19 protein-coding genes and 1 tRNA gene are annotated in these 17,254 nt (G+C 59.1%); 4 read left to right on the top strand and 16 right to left on the bottom strand.

Translation table 11 applies throughout. From position 1 onward, the window contains the following. Positions 1 to 36: 36 nt before the first annotated feature. On the bottom strand, positions 37 to 1,470 hold the full coding sequence (locus tag OEZ49_RS17920; RefSeq protein ID WP_263389610.1) for an NAD(P)-dependent oxidoreductase: 1,434 nt from the start codon (positions 1,468 to 1,470) through the stop codon (positions 37 to 39). A gap of 228 nt (positions 1,471 to 1,698) precedes the next feature. Here OEZ49_RS17920 and OEZ49_RS17925 point away from each other — a divergent pair, with 228 nt between their 5' ends. After that, positions 1,699 to 2,502, top strand: a complete 804-nt coding sequence (locus OEZ49_RS17925) for an undecaprenyl-diphosphate phosphatase (protein WP_263389590.1) — start codon at positions 1,699 to 1,701, stop codon at positions 2,500 to 2,502. Here OEZ49_RS17925 and OEZ49_RS17930 read toward each other — a convergent pair. Beyond that, positions 2,499 to 3,482 (bottom strand): complex I NDUFA9 subunit family protein, encoded by a 984-nt coding sequence (locus OEZ49_RS17930; RefSeq protein ID WP_263389591.1) that lies wholly within the window; start codon positions 3,480 to 3,482, stop codon positions 2,499 to 2,501. The two genes, OEZ49_RS17925 and OEZ49_RS17930, sit on opposite strands and share 4 nt — an antisense overlap. A 223-nt stretch (positions 3,483 to 3,705) precedes the next feature. Between OEZ49_RS17930 and OEZ49_RS17935 the strand changes: the two genes are divergently transcribed. Both OEZ49_RS17935 and OEZ49_RS17940 read left to right on the top strand, forming a co-directional pair. After that, a tRNA-Leu gene (locus OEZ49_RS17935) sits at positions 3,706 to 3,792 on the top strand. Positions 3,793 to 4,344: 552 nt separating this feature from the next. Continuing rightward, positions 4,345 to 5,259, top strand: a complete 915-nt coding sequence (locus OEZ49_RS17940; protein WP_263389592.1) for a tyrosine-type recombinase/integrase — start codon at positions 4,345 to 4,347, stop codon at positions 5,257 to 5,259. Between the two features lie 299 nt (positions 5,260 to 5,558). Here OEZ49_RS17940 and OEZ49_RS17945 read toward each other — a convergent pair whose 3' ends face one another. The 14 genes from OEZ49_RS17945 to OEZ49_RS18010 form a co-directional block, all read right to left on the bottom strand. Beyond that, positions 5,559 to 7,190, bottom strand: coding sequence for an ATP-binding protein (locus OEZ49_RS17945; protein WP_263389593.1), 1,632 nt, complete (start codon positions 7,188 to 7,190; stop codon positions 5,559 to 5,561). Between the two features lie 52 nt (positions 7,191 to 7,242). Beyond that, entirely contained in the window at positions 7,243 to 7,623 is a 381-nt protein-coding gene (locus OEZ49_RS17950; protein WP_263389594.1) for a hypothetical protein, read from the bottom strand. Positions 7,624 to 7,870: 247 nt separating this feature from the next. Then, a complete protein-coding gene (locus OEZ49_RS17955) occupies positions 7,871 to 8,152 on the bottom strand; it encodes a hypothetical protein (protein WP_263389595.1) in 282 nt (93 codons plus the stop codon). A 20-nt stretch (positions 8,153 to 8,172) separates the two neighbouring features. Beyond that, positions 8,173 to 8,430 (bottom strand): hypothetical protein, encoded by a 258-nt coding sequence (locus tag OEZ49_RS17960; RefSeq protein WP_263389596.1) that lies wholly within the window; start codon positions 8,428 to 8,430, stop codon positions 8,173 to 8,175. Between the two features lie 80 nt (positions 8,431 to 8,510). Continuing rightward, a complete protein-coding gene (locus OEZ49_RS17965; protein WP_263389597.1) occupies positions 8,511 to 9,494 on the bottom strand; it encodes a hypothetical protein in 984 nt (327 codons plus the stop codon). Between the two features lie 10 nt (positions 9,495 to 9,504). Further along, a complete protein-coding gene (locus tag OEZ49_RS17970; RefSeq protein WP_263389598.1) occupies positions 9,505 to 10,005 on the bottom strand; it encodes a hypothetical protein in 501 nt (166 codons plus the stop codon). 35 nt (positions 10,006 to 10,040) lie between these two features. Then, the gene (locus OEZ49_RS17975; RefSeq protein WP_263389599.1) at positions 10,041 to 10,370 is read right to left on the bottom strand and encodes a hypothetical protein; all 330 of its coding nucleotides are present in this window, start codon (positions 10,368 to 10,370) and stop codon (positions 10,041 to 10,043) included. Beyond that, a complete protein-coding gene (locus OEZ49_RS17980) occupies positions 10,367 to 10,591 on the bottom strand; it encodes a hypothetical protein (protein ID WP_263389600.1) in 225 nt (74 codons plus the stop codon). Before OEZ49_RS17980 ends, OEZ49_RS17975 begins: the two co-directional genes overlap by 4 nt. Next, complete coding sequence (locus OEZ49_RS17985) at positions 10,588 to 10,965, bottom strand: hypothetical protein (RefSeq protein WP_263389601.1); 378 nt, start codon at positions 10,963 to 10,965, stop codon at positions 10,588 to 10,590. The genes OEZ49_RS17980 and OEZ49_RS17985 overlap by 4 nt, the downstream gene beginning before the upstream one ends. A 93-nt stretch (positions 10,966 to 11,058) precedes the next feature. Further along, the gene (locus OEZ49_RS17990; RefSeq protein WP_263389602.1) at positions 11,059 to 11,922 is read right to left on the bottom strand and encodes a hypothetical protein; all 864 of its coding nucleotides are present in this window, start codon (positions 11,920 to 11,922) and stop codon (positions 11,059 to 11,061) included. A gap of 1,093 nt (positions 11,923 to 13,015) precedes the next feature. Then, entirely contained in the window at positions 13,016 to 13,732 is a 717-nt protein-coding gene (locus OEZ49_RS17995) for a DUF3102 domain-containing protein (protein ID WP_263389603.1), read from the bottom strand. 363 nt (positions 13,733 to 14,095) lie between these two features. Next, a complete protein-coding gene (locus OEZ49_RS18000) occupies positions 14,096 to 14,713 on the bottom strand; it encodes a recombinase family protein (protein ID WP_263389604.1) in 618 nt (205 codons plus the stop codon). Positions 14,714 to 14,840: 127 nt separating this feature from the next. Continuing rightward, entirely contained in the window at positions 14,841 to 15,002 is a 162-nt protein-coding gene (locus OEZ49_RS18005) for a hypothetical protein (protein WP_263389605.1), read from the bottom strand. Positions 15,003 to 15,403: 401 nt separating this feature from the next. Continuing rightward, entirely contained in the window at positions 15,404 to 16,381 is a 978-nt protein-coding gene (locus OEZ49_RS18010) for a BRO-N domain-containing protein (RefSeq protein WP_263389606.1), read from the bottom strand. A 299-nt stretch (positions 16,382 to 16,680) separates the two neighbouring features. Between OEZ49_RS18010 and OEZ49_RS18015 the strand changes: the two genes are divergently transcribed. After that, positions 16,681 to 17,199 (top strand): DUF6538 domain-containing protein, encoded by a 519-nt coding sequence (locus tag OEZ49_RS18015; RefSeq protein ID WP_263389607.1) that lies wholly within the window; start codon positions 16,681 to 16,683, stop codon positions 17,197 to 17,199. Positions 17,200 to 17,254 lie beyond the last annotated feature (55 nt).

Genomic DNA, 17,254 nt, shown 5'->3' on the forward strand with positions numbered 1-17,254 from the left:
TTGTAAAAGGGGGTCTTCGTTTGCCGAGCAGGCACCTTACTCCGCCGCCATGGCGGATTTGGCGCCAAACCCTTCCAGGATCGCCTCGGCACAGTCGCGCCCGTCGCGGATCGCCCAGACCACCAGGCTGGCACCGCGCACGATGTCGCCCACCGCATAGACGCCCGCCATCTCGGTGGCGCCGGTGCGGAACGCGGCCTTGACCGTACCCCAGCGAGTGACCGGCAGGTCGGGCTGACCAAACAGCGTGGGCAGGTCCTCGGGCTCGAATCCCAGCGCCTTGATCACCAGATCGGCCTCTTCGACATAATCGGCCCCCTCGATCACCTCGGGCGACTGGCGGCCGCTGGCATCGGGCTGGCCCAGGCGCATCTTCTGCACCATCACGCCGGTGACCTTGTCGTCGCCGGTGAACCCCTTGGGCGCCGACAGCCATTCAAAGACCACGCCTTCCTCCTCGGCGTTCTGGGTCTCGCGCTGACTGCCCGGCATGTTGGCCCGGTCCCGACGATAGAGGCATTTGACGCTGACGGCACCCTGACGGATCGCGGTGCGGACACAGTCCATCGCGGTATCGCCACCGCCGATCACCACCACCCGCTTGCCATCGGCATTCAACCGGCCATTGTCGAAATCGGCAACCTCGTCGCCAAAGCTCTTGCGGTTCGAGGTGGTCAGATAGTCGATCGCCTTTTCAATACCGCCCAGACCGCTGCCCGGCAGCGACAGATCGCGCGACTTGTAAACGCCGGTCGCGATGATCACCGCGTCATGGGCGGCGCGGATCTCGGCGAACTTGGCCGCGTCCACGTCGCAGTTCAGCTCGAACCGAACCCCGCCATCGGCCAGCAACCGGTTGCGGCGCTCGACCACGTCTTTTTCCAGCTTGAAGCCCGGAATGCCGTACATCAGCAGCCCCCCGGCCCGGTCGTACCGGTCATAGACCGTGACCTGAACCCCGGCCTGCCGCAGCATGTCGGCGGCGGCCAACCCACCGGGACCCGCCCCGATGATGCCCACGCTTTCGCTGCGCTCCGCCACAGGCGAGGCGGGCTTGACCCAGCCCATGTCCCAGGCGGTATCGGTGATGTATTTCTCGACCGCGCCGATGGTCACGGTGCCATGGCCCGACTGCTCGATCACGCAATTGCCTTCGCACAGACGGTCCTGCGGACAGATGCGGCCACAGATCTCGGGAAAGGTATTGGTGGCCTGGCTGGTCTGGTACGCCTCTTCCAGCCGCCCCGTCGCGGTCAGCCGCAGCCAGTCGGGGATGTTGTTGTGCAACGGGCAATGCGACTGGCAATAGGGCACGCCGCACTGGCTGCACCGGCTCGCCTGCTCGGCGGCCTTGGCTGCGGCATACTCGGCATAGATCTCGTGAAAATCCTCCTTGCGCGCAGTGGCTGCACGCTTTTCCGGCATGTCACGTTCGATCTGCACGAATTTCAGCATCGGTTGCTTGGCCACGGGGGTAAACTCCACGAATTTCCTGTTGCGCGATTTGGTATATGAGCGCCGAAAAGATTAAAAGTCAATCATGCTGACCTACTTTGGCTTTCCAGCAAAAAAATCGCGCCCCTCGTCAGACTTTTTGAATTTTTTAGGTATCAACCCGGACCTAAAAGGCAACTTTCCTTTTTCCAAGGGCCAGTTATACCCGGCAAGCAACCTGTTTCACGCGGATTTCCATCGGCCATGCCCCTTCTCCAACTGATTCTCGTGGCGCTCATCCAGGGCATTACCGAGTTCCTGCCGGTCTCCTCTTCGGGTCACCTGATTCTGCTGCCGCAGCTCTCCGGCATGCAGGACCAGGGACAGACCATCGACGTCGCGGTTCACGTCGGCACGCTCTGCGCCGTGGTCTTCTATTTCTGGGCCGATGTGCGCGACTGCCTCTCCGGCCTGCCGCGCGCGCTGACGGGCAAGACCGACACGCCGGGCGCCCGGCTGGCCATGGGGCTAATCGTGGCCACTATTCCCACTGTGATCGCGGGCGCGCTGCTGCACTTCACCGGGCTCAGCGATGCCTTGCGCTCGGTCGCCGTGATCGGCTGGACGATGCTGGGCTTCGGGTTGGTGTTGTGGTGGGCGGATCGCACCGGCCCGCAACAGAAACACACGGCCGACTGGGGCATTCGCGACGCGCTGGTCATGGGGCTCTGGCAGGTTCTGGCGCTGATTCCCGGCACCTCGCGCTCGGGTATCACCATCACCGGCGCCCGGCGGCTGGGATACACGCGCGGCGATGCCGCCCGCATCTCGATGCTGATGTCGATCCCGACGATCATCGCCTCTGGCGTGCTCTTGGGGGCCGAAGTGGCGGTGACCGCCGATGCCCAGACCGCGCGCGACGGCGCCATCGCCGCCGCTTTCGCCTTTGTCTCGGCCCTGCTGGCGCTCAGCCTGATGATGCGCCTCTTGCGCTCGGTCAGCTTCACGCCCTACGTCATCTACCGCGTGGCGCTGGGGCTGGTGCTTCTGGTGATCGCCTATACCTAGGCGCGCAGATTGCGCGCCGAGGCCTGGATCTCGTCGTACTGGCCATTGGGGCGGAACTTCCACAGAAAACCGGGCAGGACCGCCTCCATCGTCTCGGGCACGATGCCCAGATCCGCAAACCCCTTGGCGCCTTCGCTCACTACATTGTCGCGGCGCAGGTTCTTCAGCTGATCGCGCGTCAGGATATTGTTCGGGAACAGCTGAAAGCTGACGAATTTCGCCAGATCCAGCATCCCGGCCATGATCCGCGCCACGAAAAAGGGCAGCCCGACGATGATGCGCTTGCGATGGATCACGCCCAGCATCCGCTGCATCAGCGCGCGGAAGGTTTCGACATCCGGCCCGCCCAACTCGTACACGCCCGGCGCCGCCTGGCCCAGCGCGCCCTTGACCGCCGCCCGCGCCACGTCATCGACATAGACCGGCTGGAACTTCGTATCGGCGCCGACGATGGCCAGCACCGGCCCGAACCGGGTCATGCCCGCAAACCGGTTAAAGAACTGGTCCTCGGTCCCGAAAATCACCGACGGCCGCAGGATCACCGCATCCGGGCGGTGCCGCAGAACGCCCGCCTCGCCCTCGGCCTTGCTCCGGGCATAGGCGCTGTCGCTGTCGGCATCTGCCCCGATGGCCGAGACATGAACCACACGCGCCACACCCTGCTCGGCCGACAATCGCGCGATTCGCTCCGCGCCCTCGGCCTGCACCGCCTCGAACCCGTTCTTGCCCAGGTCGTTCAGCACGCCGACACAGTTGATCACCGCATCCGCCCCGCGCATCGCCTGCGCCACCGACTGATCGTCGCGGACATTGCACAGCACCGGCTCGACCTGGCCCACCGCGCCATAGGGCCTTACATGCATCGCCTCGTTCGGCCGACGCACCGCAACGCGCACGCGCCACCCCTCTTTCGCCATGCGCCGCGCGATATAGCGCCCGACAAAACCCGATCCTCCATAGATCGTGACCAGTTTCGACATGAGAAGGCTCCTGCTGACTTTGGGTCTTGATCCGATCTACCCTCGCGCGGGCGGGCAAACAAGGCGCAATAGTGCCGCGCGTACCCGCCAAGCCCCCTGTTTCCCCAACAAATCCCCACAATCCGCAACCCGCCGCCCGGCCATCGCAAAAAACTTTCACACCAGCCGCAAAATCCGGTTGACGCCCCCCGCGCCTCGGCTTAAACGGCGCCTCACGACACCTGCCCAGGTGGCGGAATTGGTAGACGCGCTGGCTTCAGGTGCCAGTGACCGCAAGGTCGTGGAGGTTCGAGTCCTCTCCTGGGCACCAATCGTATCTTGAAATCCCCCATAGTCTCAACGAAAACAGGCGCATAGCTGCCTCCTCGGGTCCACATTCAGGTCCACAAGGGGTCCACATATGGGTTTCGTGATGAAGTTGAGAGGTCTCTCCGAGCTAGGTCAGGGTCGCTGGGAATACCGGCGGCGCGTCCCAGAATCAGCCAAAATGGCACTGGGCAAGGGTGAGTGGAAGCGGGTGATCAAGGCTCGGTCTGATGCTGACCTCTTACGCAAGTACGCGCTTGTTGAAGCTGAGTTCGAGAAGGAGGTCGCCGCTGCCAAGTCTCCCCGTAAGAAGTTGACCCCTCGGGCAGCGTGGGAAGAAGCCATCAGGGAAGCTGATGAATTGGCATCGGGTGTCTTTGGTGCGGGCGGTGCCGGTGATGACCCAAGCTCAGACGATTTCATCCCTGAACACTCTCGGGAACTTTTGGCGGAGAGCTTGGCTTCGCTAGGTAGGTCGCCTTTGGTGGTTCAGGCCCTAATGGACCCTCTGCGGTCTCCCCCCGCGTTCACCGTTGAAGATGCCCGTGAGGTTTACGTGAAGGAGAAACTTGGGGGCGGCGTCGGCTCGGAGCATCGGGGCACATTGGTTCGACTGGAACGGGTCATGCGCCATGCCGAAGACGCGGGCATGCCAGCAACTACGCCACTGCCCAAGCTGACCCGCGAACATGCACGCAAGGTGCGCGACCACATGCTCTCTCGTGAGAAGCTCGGGGGCGAAGGCCGCGTCTCGCCCGCATCGGTGAAGCGAGAGCTGGGGTTGTTGCGGACAGTGATTTCCTACGGTGCGTTAGAGCTTGGTCTCCTGAACTTCGACAACCCCTTCGACCGTCTGCCTATTGAGGGGCTTTCTGCGGCAACGGGGGCGCGGGTTGCGGCTCGCGAGAAGGTGGAACCCCTCCCGGCGAAGATCGTTTCGGCCATGCGGTCCAAGCTGTCGGGCGAACTCCAGTTGATCTGGCGCATTCTCACCGGGACGGGCTGCCGCCTAGGCGAGGTCACGGGTCTTCGGATGGAGGACGTTGAACTTGGCGGTCAGACACCGTGTATCCGCATCCGGTGGCACGAGGGGCGGCGTCTCAAGACCCTGTCAAGTATCCGCTCGGTTCCCCTGCTCGGGGATGCTCTGGAGGCGGCGCGGGAGGCCGTAAAGGCCGCAGAGGGTCAACCCAACCTGTTCCCCCGCTATGCCCGTGAGCGCGGCGCTGACGCGGCATCTGCTGTCCTGATGAAGCACCTGCGAGGGTTCACTACCGACAAGCGTCACAAGGTCCATTCCCTGCGCCACGGCCTCAAGGACCAGATGCGAAAGGCTGGGGTGGACAAGGCGTCTCAGGACATCGTCCTCGGTCATGCTCCGGCCAACATAGGGGAGACTTACGGGGGCGAGGAGGGGCTGCTAGCGGTTGCCCTGAGGGCGTTGGAGGCAGTGGAGAATGCAAATACCTAGTCCTGCGGTTGACCCGGTTTTGTCAGCGTTGCTAGCATCCTAGGGTCAGCACCTATAAACAGGCCCACCTCAACGGCGGTTTCAACCAGCAGCGAACTTTCGGCAAAAGGTCGCAACGACCGGGTTGCGGGACTTTCCCGACTTTCGGTTATCCTGCGTGAAACGATGCGAGCAGCCCTGACCTGCCGTTGAAGCGATACCGAGCATGCGGCGGCGCGGCCCGTCGAACCGGACTTTCGCTGCGCATGCGTCCTGCGGGTGCCGTCGGAGGTCAGGTGTGCGGAAAGAACGGACTCGAGCTACCGAGGCTCGATAGCTGGAAGAACGCTCTTCACTGCGTTTGCTATGCCGCTTGAGCTATTTGCCGCAAGAACTCTGATAACCCACGATTCAAAGTTTTCCCTTCTGGTCCCTTTCAAAACTGACGCCAAGGTTGCGGTGATCCCTCTTTTATTGTCGTAATAGCGCAGAAGTGCCGCCAAGTCTTTCTGCTCTATGGCGGCCCTAATCTCTCGTGTTCGAGCTTCTACGATCCCAGAAATATCCAGATTTTCAGTGCGAATATTGTATTCCCGAATTAGTTCATCACTCGATGTTGAGCCTGAGAAATCGAGCTGCTTCAGCATTCGATCAATGCGCCTTTGGCAATGGCGGGTGACCACCTTGTCAATCTTTTCATCATTATCGAGTAAACCGAATATTCCATTGGAGACGTCATCGAGCTTTTTCTGCAAGTCCGCACCAGTGAAGCCATCTGATTCGGCAATCGCGGAGCAAACGACTGGAAGTGCGATAAGATTCTCGACCTCCGATACGGGAATGACCTTGATCCCCAAGCCTTCAAAGTAAGCGACATCCTCATCGCTGTAATCATCACCGTCCACGATACCAGAACATGTTACCCGGGTGAGACTCGCATTGGCCCGCATTGAAACCACTGAATGGATTACTTCGGAGCAAGAAGACTTTGGAACAACCGTCCATTCTGGATAGCATGCACGGTATATTGCGTAGTCAAGGCTATCATGCGTGCCCTCTACAAAGAGGATGGGACGCCTACTGCCTAGAATGAGCGTGACCAGTTCTTCCGGGAATCCGGTGTTGTCCGGAATCTCTTCAATCGCCCAGTGGGGCTGAGGTGAAAAATCTCGAATGACATATTTTTTTGCGGATCGCGCTGCCGCGAAATCAAGGTCGTGAGTAATATAAATAAATCCGCAATCCCTTCGAGTGGCTTCTATTTCATCCCAAAGCTTCGCCATTATCGAGCGATGAACATGAAGCTCTGGTTCATCGACGATCAAGACCGTTCCTTCCGCTGCAACCAGTGCTTGCCCTATCATGTAGAAGATTGCTCTCTCCCCATCACTCATATCGGAGGCAGGGTAGGTTCCACCAACGCCACCGGCTGAAACTGTGATGTTATCCCCGGAGATGATAAGTTGACGGTGAGGAAGAAGGCGGTTCCAGATTTCTAGAAGCTTGTCGAACTTGGTGATCTCGAAGCTGTCTTCGCTTTGATCTGCGCCCGGCTTATGCCGATGATAGGCTTTCAAAGAGGTGTTGGACTGATCGGCAAAAAGCGCTTGGATGAGATAATCGAAATCATTCAGCAGATGGGTCGCGTCTTTACTGCCCCACCTGTGGCTGCGCCTATGTTGCACTGTAGCATCGTTCGATGCGCCGCCGGTGTATCCAAATCGCAACCCGGAGAGCGCTTGCCTTTCGCTGATTTTTTGAACCTCAGGGTTCATCGAAAGCGCACGATGTGCAGATACGCGGTGTGCCGCATCTTTCAGGTTATTTTCGATATGAACTGTGAGACGCGTTTTTCCGCCACCGTTCGCTCCGACGAATATGACAGTCTCGCCTGGGTCGAACTCTACTGCGAGAGCTTCACCCGGGGTGGGGATAGAAAAATTGAAGGTCATAGTGCTCTGCGATTTATTATTTTCTGGCGATACTATCGAGGGCTTGGAGCCTTCACAACGGGCGCTTTTGGCTTTTTATACCGGCGCACCGCTGTTTGACGATGCCAGTGCCGCGTCGAGCCAATCCAGCGTCAACCGGCAGCACGAGGTCGTCGTACTTGTCTTGGGACAGGAACACGGAGGCGAAAATCTTCGACTCGTGGTTGTACTCGTCCGCGCCGTGGAAGTGGATCGACCCGATCTCGTCCTTCATCCAGCCTTCTTCGGGCTTGTCGTCCTCTTCACCGATGATGGACAGGGTGTCGACTTTCGCGGTCTCCTTCAGCTTCTCGAGCGGCACCGGGTAGATGGTCACGTGCAATTTCGTGAACGTCTCGTTCTCGTGGTCGTCCAAGGTGATCGCGTGCAGGCGACAGTTATCGAGGGTGCCCAACGCGCTGATATACTCGTGCGTGTAGAATCCGGATTCTTGCTTCGGCTCCCTGTCCCGCTCCAATTCCCAAGCGGTCTGGTTGGAAATTTTAGGGAAACGAACCGTGCGTGCTTTCTGTCTCCCGCGTGAGACACGGGCCTCTTACGCCCTCAAGACGAAATCGTATATTCCTTTTCGCCTTTTCGGAGATCGACAGATAAAACCCCCGCAGCAACCCGCAAGGGCAACCACAGGGGTATCGATAGCATCAGCCGTAGATGTCCTTGTGGGACAGCTGCTGCCGGAGATGCTTGCGCATGTATTCCTGTTCCCGGCGCTCCTTTTCTCGCTCCTCGGCCAGCGCCAGCGCCCTAGCATTCTCCTTCTGATAGTCGGCATACCGTTTCATACCTTCCGCTGCCCTCTCAGCCGCGCTCGGGGCTGCACCAGAGCCAAAGGTATTGGTGGCCATTTGGTTGCAGCCGGGGTTGACTTGATTGGGGTCGCCCTCGCTGACGACGATACCGTTGCGAATTGTCTTGGTGGTCATGGGTGTGTTCCTTGAAGGTTTCAGTTGGTTGGAATGAAGGTGGCCGGGAGGGCTTCCAGCTTGTCGGTGGGCGCTCCTAGGCCAGCGCCGACCCGCATCAGGGCTTTCCGGGTGCGGAAGTACCCCTTGGCAACCCAAGGCCGCTCCGCAGAACCTTTGTCGCGCTTCTGGAGTATCCACTGAATGCCGCCCTTGCAGGTGATGACCCTGAGGTCGTCAGTCAGGTTGGCGACGACGGCAGCATAGTCGTCTGAGGTCTCGTGATTTGTGTTGGTCATGATGTCTGCCTTTCGGGCATGAAAAAGCCCCCGCCGGGTGAACCGACAGGGGCGCGTTAAGGTGGACTGTGGGCGGTGCGTTAGCCGCGCGAGAAGGAAATCAGCTTCTGCTTGACAGCGACCTCGAAGGAGACCTGCTGGCCATCGACGATCACGTTGAGGCCACCACCAGGGCGCTCAGAGAATTGCTTGCCTGCAGCGGTCAGCAACTCTCTCACGCGGGCACCTTCGTAACGGTCCATGTGGGGCAGATAGGCGTCGGCCATGGCCTGCAGTCCCTCGGTGTTGTGATGGACGAAGTAGTTCCGCGCTGCTTCCAGCATGTTGGCCTTCCTTATGGTGTCGGAGGTAATGAATGCCTGAAACGCTTCGCCGTTCTCGATACCCGCATCGGCCATGAAGTCGGTGGCGGCGTCATAAGCTCCTTGCCAGACGGTCGCGACCTTGGCTTCCATCTCGGATGGTTCGACGCCCGCCATGGACGCCATCCGCTCGATTGTGGCCTTATCCATGTCGCCGGTGTGGAGAATGCTATCCACGGTCTTGAACAGGTTCCCCGGCATCTGGTTGGCCATCAGGTCAGCCATCGCGGCATCCCCAGCCTCCCCGAAAGTCACCTGAGGGGCGTCGTTTTTGGTGCCCGTGTCGGTGCCCTCAGCCGTTGCCATCTGGGCCTTAGCCTTCGCAGTCGGGTCGCTGATGGTCAGCTTCTCCGAAAAGGAGCCATCATGATTGCGGGTCACAAGGCCCATCGTTGCGGCGACGTTCAGGGAGATGCCCATGCCCTGATACATGATCACGTCGCTTCCCTTGGGTGTACGGCCCACGACAACACTGCCGCCTTCGGTGCGGACGGTTGAGAGCAGACCAGTCGTTTCGTCATCGTTGGGTTTGAACGAGTGGTTGTGGCCCGTGGAGTGGGTCAACTCCCCATTGCTGACCTCGTAGCCGCCTCGTCCCACCTCGTAGGCAGGCGCTCGGGTCTGATGGTGATCTTGCTCGGCGGGGGCAAGGTTGGAGGTTGAGGCTTCGATGTTGCCTGCTGCGGTGATCCAGTTCGACATAGTCGTGTCCTTATTGAGAGATGTGGTGGTTGGGGTGGAGGATGGCGTGTTGCCGTCCATGGTGTTCTGCCAACGCCTTGGCCTCGTCGAGGAGGTCTTCAACGGTCCAGTCGAGGAGGTGCGTGAAGTCCTGCGGGAGGGCCTTAAGGATTGAGAAGAGATCGGAGGGGATGCGCTGCTCCCGGAGAATGGCGTCGGGAATGATGCGACCACGCCAATCGCTATCCTTGTTGCGTGTGAGGAAGATACGGAGGCGCAGGAACAGCGCGCCTTTCGAGGGGGCGGCAGATACCGTGAACCAGAACCCAGTGTCGTTCCCCTCACGGCCAATTCTGGGCGCTTGAATGGAAATCAGAACGGGTGCCGAAGTGAATTTGTTGTGGGCTACTTTGGTCGGAACTATCAGCCGGTAGCCGCGCTCAGGGCACCTCCAGATTTCCTGAGGGTGCGTATCTTGGTTGTCAGGGTGGCCATGCGGGGGCCACGCATCCAGTGTGTATGACGTTTGCATACGGTCTTTCCTTTTTGGTGTGTGGGGGAGGCTGGTTACTCGGTGTCCTCAGGCCATTCGGGCTTAGGATAGAGACCAGCGAAGTCAGGGGTTCTCGCCAATCCGGCGAGACCCTCGACAATCAGGCGGTTCAGTACATCGGTCTTTTGCGGACGGGTGCCTGTATTTACCGCCATCTGGTCGCAAAGGACTTCGATAAGGGCAACGATAACGGGACTGCCGTTCAGCCTTAGGGGTTTCTGCGCATGGGGGTTGTCCCAATGGGCATCCGAACCGGGCCGGGGCTTGGCTTTCTCCTCGGCCAAGATCAGTTTGATGGGCTGGACATGGTCTAGGACTGCGCTTCGGAGTTGGCGGCTGTTCATGCGCCGCCCTCGTCCTCAACACGCTGACCGATGCTCCGGTACTTCGCGCGCTCGTTCAGGGCATCATTGAGCAGCCGTTGAAAGGCATCCTCAGTACTCTCGTCCGGTTTCACCAGCGGTTGCCCGCCATGGAGCTGGGCAGAGAGGCGCTCGGAGGTGGCCCTGAGGGTTTCGGCATGGCGACGTTGCTGTTGTCGTCGCGTGAACTTGTTGTTGCTCATACCGACACCCGCGCGAACTCGGGCATTTCAAGGACACCGTGCATCCCGTGCAGGGCCATCAGGGACACGATATTGGGGAGGGAGATGTCGTCGCCCGTGTTCCTCTGGTGGCGGATGCGGAGGGCTTTGAGGAAGCCGATTAGGTCAGCCCTGATGCGAATGGTCGAAAACTTGCCCGTGGGGTTCGACCTGATTTCCATGGCCTCAGCCATGCTGCCGACAGCCTCGGCGATCTCGCGAACTGGCATCAACTTGGCGATCTCGTCACGGACGGCATTTCCGTGTTCTGCATTGGTGAGCCGCCGCTTGCCCCGCAACGGGTCGCGTCCGGTTTTGTAGTATTCGTGAGGAGGAACCCATTTGGTGTGCTTCATCGGATATTTCCTTGTTGGTTGAAGGTGGAATTGGGAGAGGCCCCACAGGCGGAACCTGCGGGGGCGCGTTGAGGTAGAGCGGTGGGATTGGCGTCAGAGAGTGTTGATGCCCATGGCGAGGGCAATGGCCTGACCATCGGGACTGTCGATCCCTATGCCCCTATCGAAGCAGGCCTGTGAGAGGGCGATCTTCCTTCGGGCCTCTCGCTTGCTGTTACCTGGGGCGGTGGTCACCGTGACGAAACCATCGTCGTCATGACCGTCAATCAGGTCGTCAGGCGGGGCATCGTCATAGCAGTCTTCCTCGTCGTAGGAGACCCGGCTGTCAGCCAGCGCATCAACCCGAACCTGCACCTCAGCTACGATGCTGGCGACCCTGTCGTAGTCTTCATCGGTCACCGTTGAGGGCACCTCACGGAGTGGTCTGTGGATGCACCTAACTTTCTTCTTCGTGAGCCGCCTGCGGAGATTTGGCACGGGGCCTGTGTCAGTGGCTGACCGCACCTCAGCTTCCGGCAGTTCGGCACCCGTTCGGGCAACCTTGACGTAGGTCCTGATCGAGACCCCGAAAAACATCTTGGTGTAGGCATCGGCAGCCTTGGCGATGTTCATCCTGCCGCGACTGGAGGAGAAGGGGGCATCCCTCAGCAGTTCGGGCCGGGTGAGGATGTTCCTGAGGCCGCTGTCGCAGGGAACGAAGGAGAGGATGTCCTTCATCACGCCCAAGCGTTCACCTGGAGGGGCACCGTAAAGCATGTCCATGAGGTGGCGGGCACGGGCTGCCTCAACCTCGGAACGCTCGAAGTTCTCAAAGTAGCGGTCGCCACGGGTTGCATTCTTTTGGCAGCAGCGGGAGCAGTATTGCTGGTTTGAGCGGCGCGGGATGAACTCAATACCGCAGACCGGGCATGAAATCTCCTCGACCGCCATGACCTCGGGAGAGGTGGCGTCAAGCATTGTCGTAACTTTCGTTGATGGTCGGGGTGTCGAAGGCTAATCCGCCTCCGCACATGTAATGGAAAACCAAACGGGCCTCGTTCACGGGGAACCGGAAGCTAATCCGCCTCCGCACTCGTAGAGGGGAACCTTAAGGGTCACATGTCGGTGGTGTTATCGGTGGAAACTTCATCATGGCGGCTCTCAGCCGACAGGAAGTAGAGGGAACCGTGAAGGGCATGTGCTGGGTCGACCAGATACTCTGGCAACTCATTAACGGGGCACCAGCAGGTAACCTTCACTTGGCGCTATCGCTGGGCAGACCCATTCCGATGGCTTCGCCACGGAGGAGATATTACCGTTAGCATCAGCTTGTAGGTCATCCAGAGGCCCATGTTCGGGTCCAATCGAACGGCTCACCTCTGGTGCAACTACAGGGGCACCTTTAGTCAGGCTTTGCCTTGGAAATACCAAGGAGAAGATGTTGCCTTCGCATCTCCTTGAACATGGAACCCGAGCGGGCACCTTCACGGGCAACTACTCGGACAATCTGGTGGGCACCTTCACGGGCATGCGAACGGGTGATGAGGGGGTATGCTGGGGCTTGACGTGAGGGGTTCAGGCTCAGAGTTTTCGCGAAGCTGTAGTCATCTCCTTGGTCTCCCCAGCCGAAGGCATTGGGTCTGTTGTCACGGGTTGGCGAAAAAGGGGCGATAGATCACTGTCACAACTTGGCGAAACCCATTGAACTACACCCCTCGAAAGACACGCGAACTCGTAAAACGGCTGCGACCCCACCACGAACATGCTGATGGCAGGGCCGCTCTTACCAACCGCATGGCAATGACACCTGACGCTGACAACGCCGCAAGCATGGGCCACCGGCAGACGGTTCTTCTATTGCTATGCTGTGGGTTCCTTGGAGGTTCAGCAAAATCGGCTCGACAACCTGCCCAGAATGAGACCCGTTAGGTTTCCCATTACATGTGCGGAGGCGGATTGTTGGCTGCGGAAGTCGAACAAGGCCCGCGAGTTGCAGCCTGTCCCCCTCAGAGGCACCGTGACGGGCACCCCCAAGGAGGTCGCTGAGTTTTTCGCGATGTGGCTGCGGATGTCAGCCGAGGGCTTTGAGGAAGTTGCGCAGACGCTGCGGGTGATCTCCGTAGGTATGCACCAGCGCCTTGATGATTGAATTGCGGACAATTGGATCGACGTTGTCGAACTTACGGGTGAGTAGGATGTCAGTGATCTTCTCTGCGTTGGTCTGGGCGAATGCCTTGTCCTTGGTCTTCGGTGCATCGGGGTCCACCTTCCCGATCTCCTTCTCGATCTCGTCCAGCTTGCGTTGGCAGGCGGCACGTTCGCTCTCGGTGCAGGCTGGGTCATCCCTCAGTGCCCGCAGACGTTCCACCTTGCGGAGGTCGTCGAGGGTGGCTGCTCGGCGCTCGGGCTTGGTTTCCTCGCTGGCGCTGGGCTTGGGTTTCCCGAGGGCCAGCACGTCGGCGATGCTCTCGCATCGGGCAAATTCGCATGGCTGTGCGATTTTGGTCTTTGCGATCTTCATGTAGTTGTTCGCGGCCCGGTCCTTGAACGAACAGTTCACCTCGACCCACGGCATGAACTCCCCGTGGGCCAGCCCCTGCTTCACCTCGATCAGCATCTCCCCGATCTCGGCAGCGGTCTCCTTGGCGGTGCGCCCGAGGGTGACCACCTTGCGGTGCTTGTCGTTGATCTCCATGGCCAGCTTGGCGGTGGACGTGAGGGCAGGCGTATCAGTAGCCAGGGCGGCGGCGGTGGCAGTGGCGGCGAAGTCAGCGGTATGGAACGTCATGGGCTGGTCCTTGGGTTGTTGATCGTCGGCTGGGGGCGGTGTTGAACTGGCGTTGTCGGACTGGGCTGGGTTGGGCTGGCGGTGGGGTTGGGGCTATGCTGTGGGTTCCTTGTCACGTTTCCGTAGTCGCAACTCCGAGGCAGGCGGCCTTGGCCAGAGCGCATATACTAAAGAGCGTCATTCGCGGGGTTTCGCGGCCATGACCTCCAATCAGATTGGTGGTGAAGGCCAAAGAAATTCCATGGGACATCGCAAGGAACACCCTGACTTAAACTCAGGGTCCACGTCAGGTGCCTGCAGATAGTTCCACCCAAGGCTTCAACGCCACAGGGTCAGAAGGGTAGGTCTGTAGCCTTTGACAGGCTATGCAGCCTTTCCGGCACCGGTTAGACGGTAGACAGACTGCCTACTGATACCCAGCCGACGCGCAATCTCAGCAGGTCCGACGCCTTCATCTCGTAGCTTCTTGACCTCCTCCGGGTCGATGCTGGCGGGCCTCCCCTTGAACGGGCTGTCTTCACCCTTGGCCTTGGCCGCTGCAATGCCCTCCATCTGCCGAGCTTTCCTGACCTCGGTCTCGAACTCCCCGAAGGCCGCAACCATCGTGAAGAACAGCCGCCCCTCTGGCGTGGTGGTGTTGATGGTCTGTTCAAGCGCCACGAGGTCAGCCCCAGCCTCCTCTACCTGCTTGGCAATGGTCAGGAGGTCGCTGGTCGAGCGGGCCAAACGATCAAGCCGAGTGATGACGACGCAATCTCCTTTTCGCAGGCTGCGCAGCATATGCGCCAACTGGTCTCGCCCCTCGCGCTTCGTTCCGGTGGCCTTCTCGGCATAAAGGTGACGCTGGGCAACCCCGGCCTTTTCCAAGGCGGAGGTCTGAACCTCAAGCGACTGCCCCGCAGAGGATACCCTTGCATATCCGATAAGGGCACCTCCACGGGCTTCAACGGTTTGTCTCAGTGCTTCGAGGTTGGCTGTCATGGTTGGGTCTCCAAGATGTAACGGTAGAGTATCTGCTTTTTCGTTACTGTCACATAATTGGTTAATCAAGCCATATGTTACGTCATCGAAGCCTGTGTCGCATGTAACGGGAGAGTATACCCATGCGTTACGCCGCTCGGGCTTTGTGTTTGGTCACCATCAAGCTGACACACGGAAGGTCGATGATAACCTCTCCCGGTGCTGGGCGGCTGAACACAGTGCTGATAGGGGCGGTTTCGCGCTGGGCAACGAACTCAAAACGACCGAGGCGGAAAGCGAAGATGATCATGAGAAAGGTTCCTTTGTTTGGGTTGTGCCTACTTCATATGGGTGCCCGTAAATACCTGTCAAGATATTGTTTTTATTGAATAAATGGAGATTTCCCGTGTGTGGAGATAATGGTGTTGTTGGGGGTGCCCCACGGGGGGACAGCGGGGGCTTCTCTATCTATCTCTGGCTGTCGGATTTTTGCGTTGAAATAAAGCGGCCCTTGTGGTTTGTCAGACGGGCTATGGTTGTTCCACGACGAATGTAATTAGCCAAAGGTAGAATATGATGTCGAACTTGTTTTGGAACCTACTCGGCATCGCCATTGTGGTAGCATTCGTCGCATCTGTAGGGTGGCCACTGTGGGTTTCGGTACCTGTAGGCATCGTACTTATGGCAATTGTGGTGGTTTTCTTGGGTTTCCTAAAGGCTAAGATCATAGACCACATCAAATACGGCGGGCGTTGATCTCCCGTCACCCTTGGACGCCGCAGGGCCATCCCTAAGCGACCTCAACAGTTTCACTTTGCGCAACCGCTGCACCCGCCGAATGTTCTCCTCGAAGCGCCCCCTCACCATGGCCGTGAAGGTTGCCTCGATGATCTGCTGGCGGTTCGGCTCGATGATCTCCCCAACGAGTGCCGGGGTGGTCTCTTTGGTCGGCTGCTCCTCGACCCCATCGGTCATGCTGTAGCTGCCCGTCTTGCGGATGGAGGGCAGGACGTCACGGGTGACCCACTCTTGGAACGGCTTGGCCTGCGGCTTGTCGCTGCGAGTAATAACCTTGTAGAGGCCGCTCTCTGATATAAGGATGAGTGGCGTCCCACCCTTCATCGGATAAAGGGTGGCTCTAGCGACCCTCTGTACCTCATCGGAACCGAGATGCCTCACTGCGTTTGTCGGACTGGCTATGGTCAGTAATTTACAAACATCCCCAGCGAAGAACCATGGCTCACCGTCTAGCTGCACAGACCGAAGCTCCATTCCGTTGAAGCTGTAGGTCTGCACCTCAGGTTCCCCCTTAGGTTCCTCCTGCGCGGCCACCTCCTTGGTGTTCGCCTCATCGAGTGCCTCGACCTTGGCTGCCATCTCTGCAGCTATCCTGCGGGCGGAAGCAGCCACCTCAGCATCGGTCGCCTCGGCCAGACAGGGCTGCCCACCCTCGAATTTGATGTTGAGGGTCATGGAAAGTCCTTTCAAGGCGAGGTTGGCGGTCGTTGTGATGTCGTTGGTGAACAGCATGAGCAGCCGCTTACACACCTCTGCGTGGACGACGATCAGGCGGTGGATGGTGCCATCAGGTGCGCGCACCTTGAGGGTCTGCACTGCCTCGGCCCCGAGCTTTTCAGCGAGGAAGTCGCCTACGAGGTAATTCGGAGTTGGCACACCAGCTGCGATCAAGAAGTCGCGGGCGCAGACCCATGCTTGGCCTTTGCCTTCACGGCAGCGTTCACGGGAACCTTGACGTCCAATACAACCTGCCGCTAGGTTCACCTTCGCGGGTACACGAAACGGTCTCGCACAGGTCCACGCTCGGGAAGGCAGTATCACCTAAGTCATTGAGAACGTGAAAGTTTCACGGGTTCGATTTTTGGCAAGCAGGCTTCTCCTGGGCACCATTCTCCCCTCACATTTCCTAATGGAAACAATGCGTTACGGGTTACCCAGTTGCCCCAGAGGTGACACAAGGGGTAACACGCATGTCCGTTGTCGTCATGGAATCGGGAGCCTTCGTCCTCATGGCAAAGTATCTTCATCAGAAGCAGCAAGGGGGCGTTTGGTACTACCGACGTCGTTTGCCTGATGAAATCCGCAAACACTATCCGGACAACAATACGGGGATACTGTTCTACTCGCTCAAGACCAAAGACGAGAGGGAAGCGGCAAGGAAGGCAAACCGGGACGCTCTTCAACAAGACGCTCTGTGGAAGGCTATCCGAGAGGGTCAGGTTGCACACGGACCCGAGGTAATTGCTGCTGCCGAAGAACTCCTCCGAACCCACGGCCTGAAACCAGGGGATGGGTGTGGTGAAAAGGGAAAGGATTTGGGCTTGGAGCCGTTCCAAGACTTTTTGCACCGCGAAGCAGTCTCAATGGGCGCTCCGAGAGATTCGTCCGAAACTGAGAACGAAGAAGATCACGGGCGAGAATACTTGCCGCCTGTTCATCGCACTGCCGGCGACCTTCTGTTCAGCACGGCTCTGTTGCACAAATCCTGAGAGGGATTCATCTTGTGAATCCAGCGTGGTAGCTGTGCTGCATGAGCAGACCCAC

Origin of the sequence: Ruegeria marisflavi (assembly GCF_025673445.1) — a bacterium.
GTDB lineage: Bacteria > Pseudomonadota > Alphaproteobacteria > Rhodobacterales > Rhodobacteraceae > Ruegeria_B > Ruegeria_B marisflavi.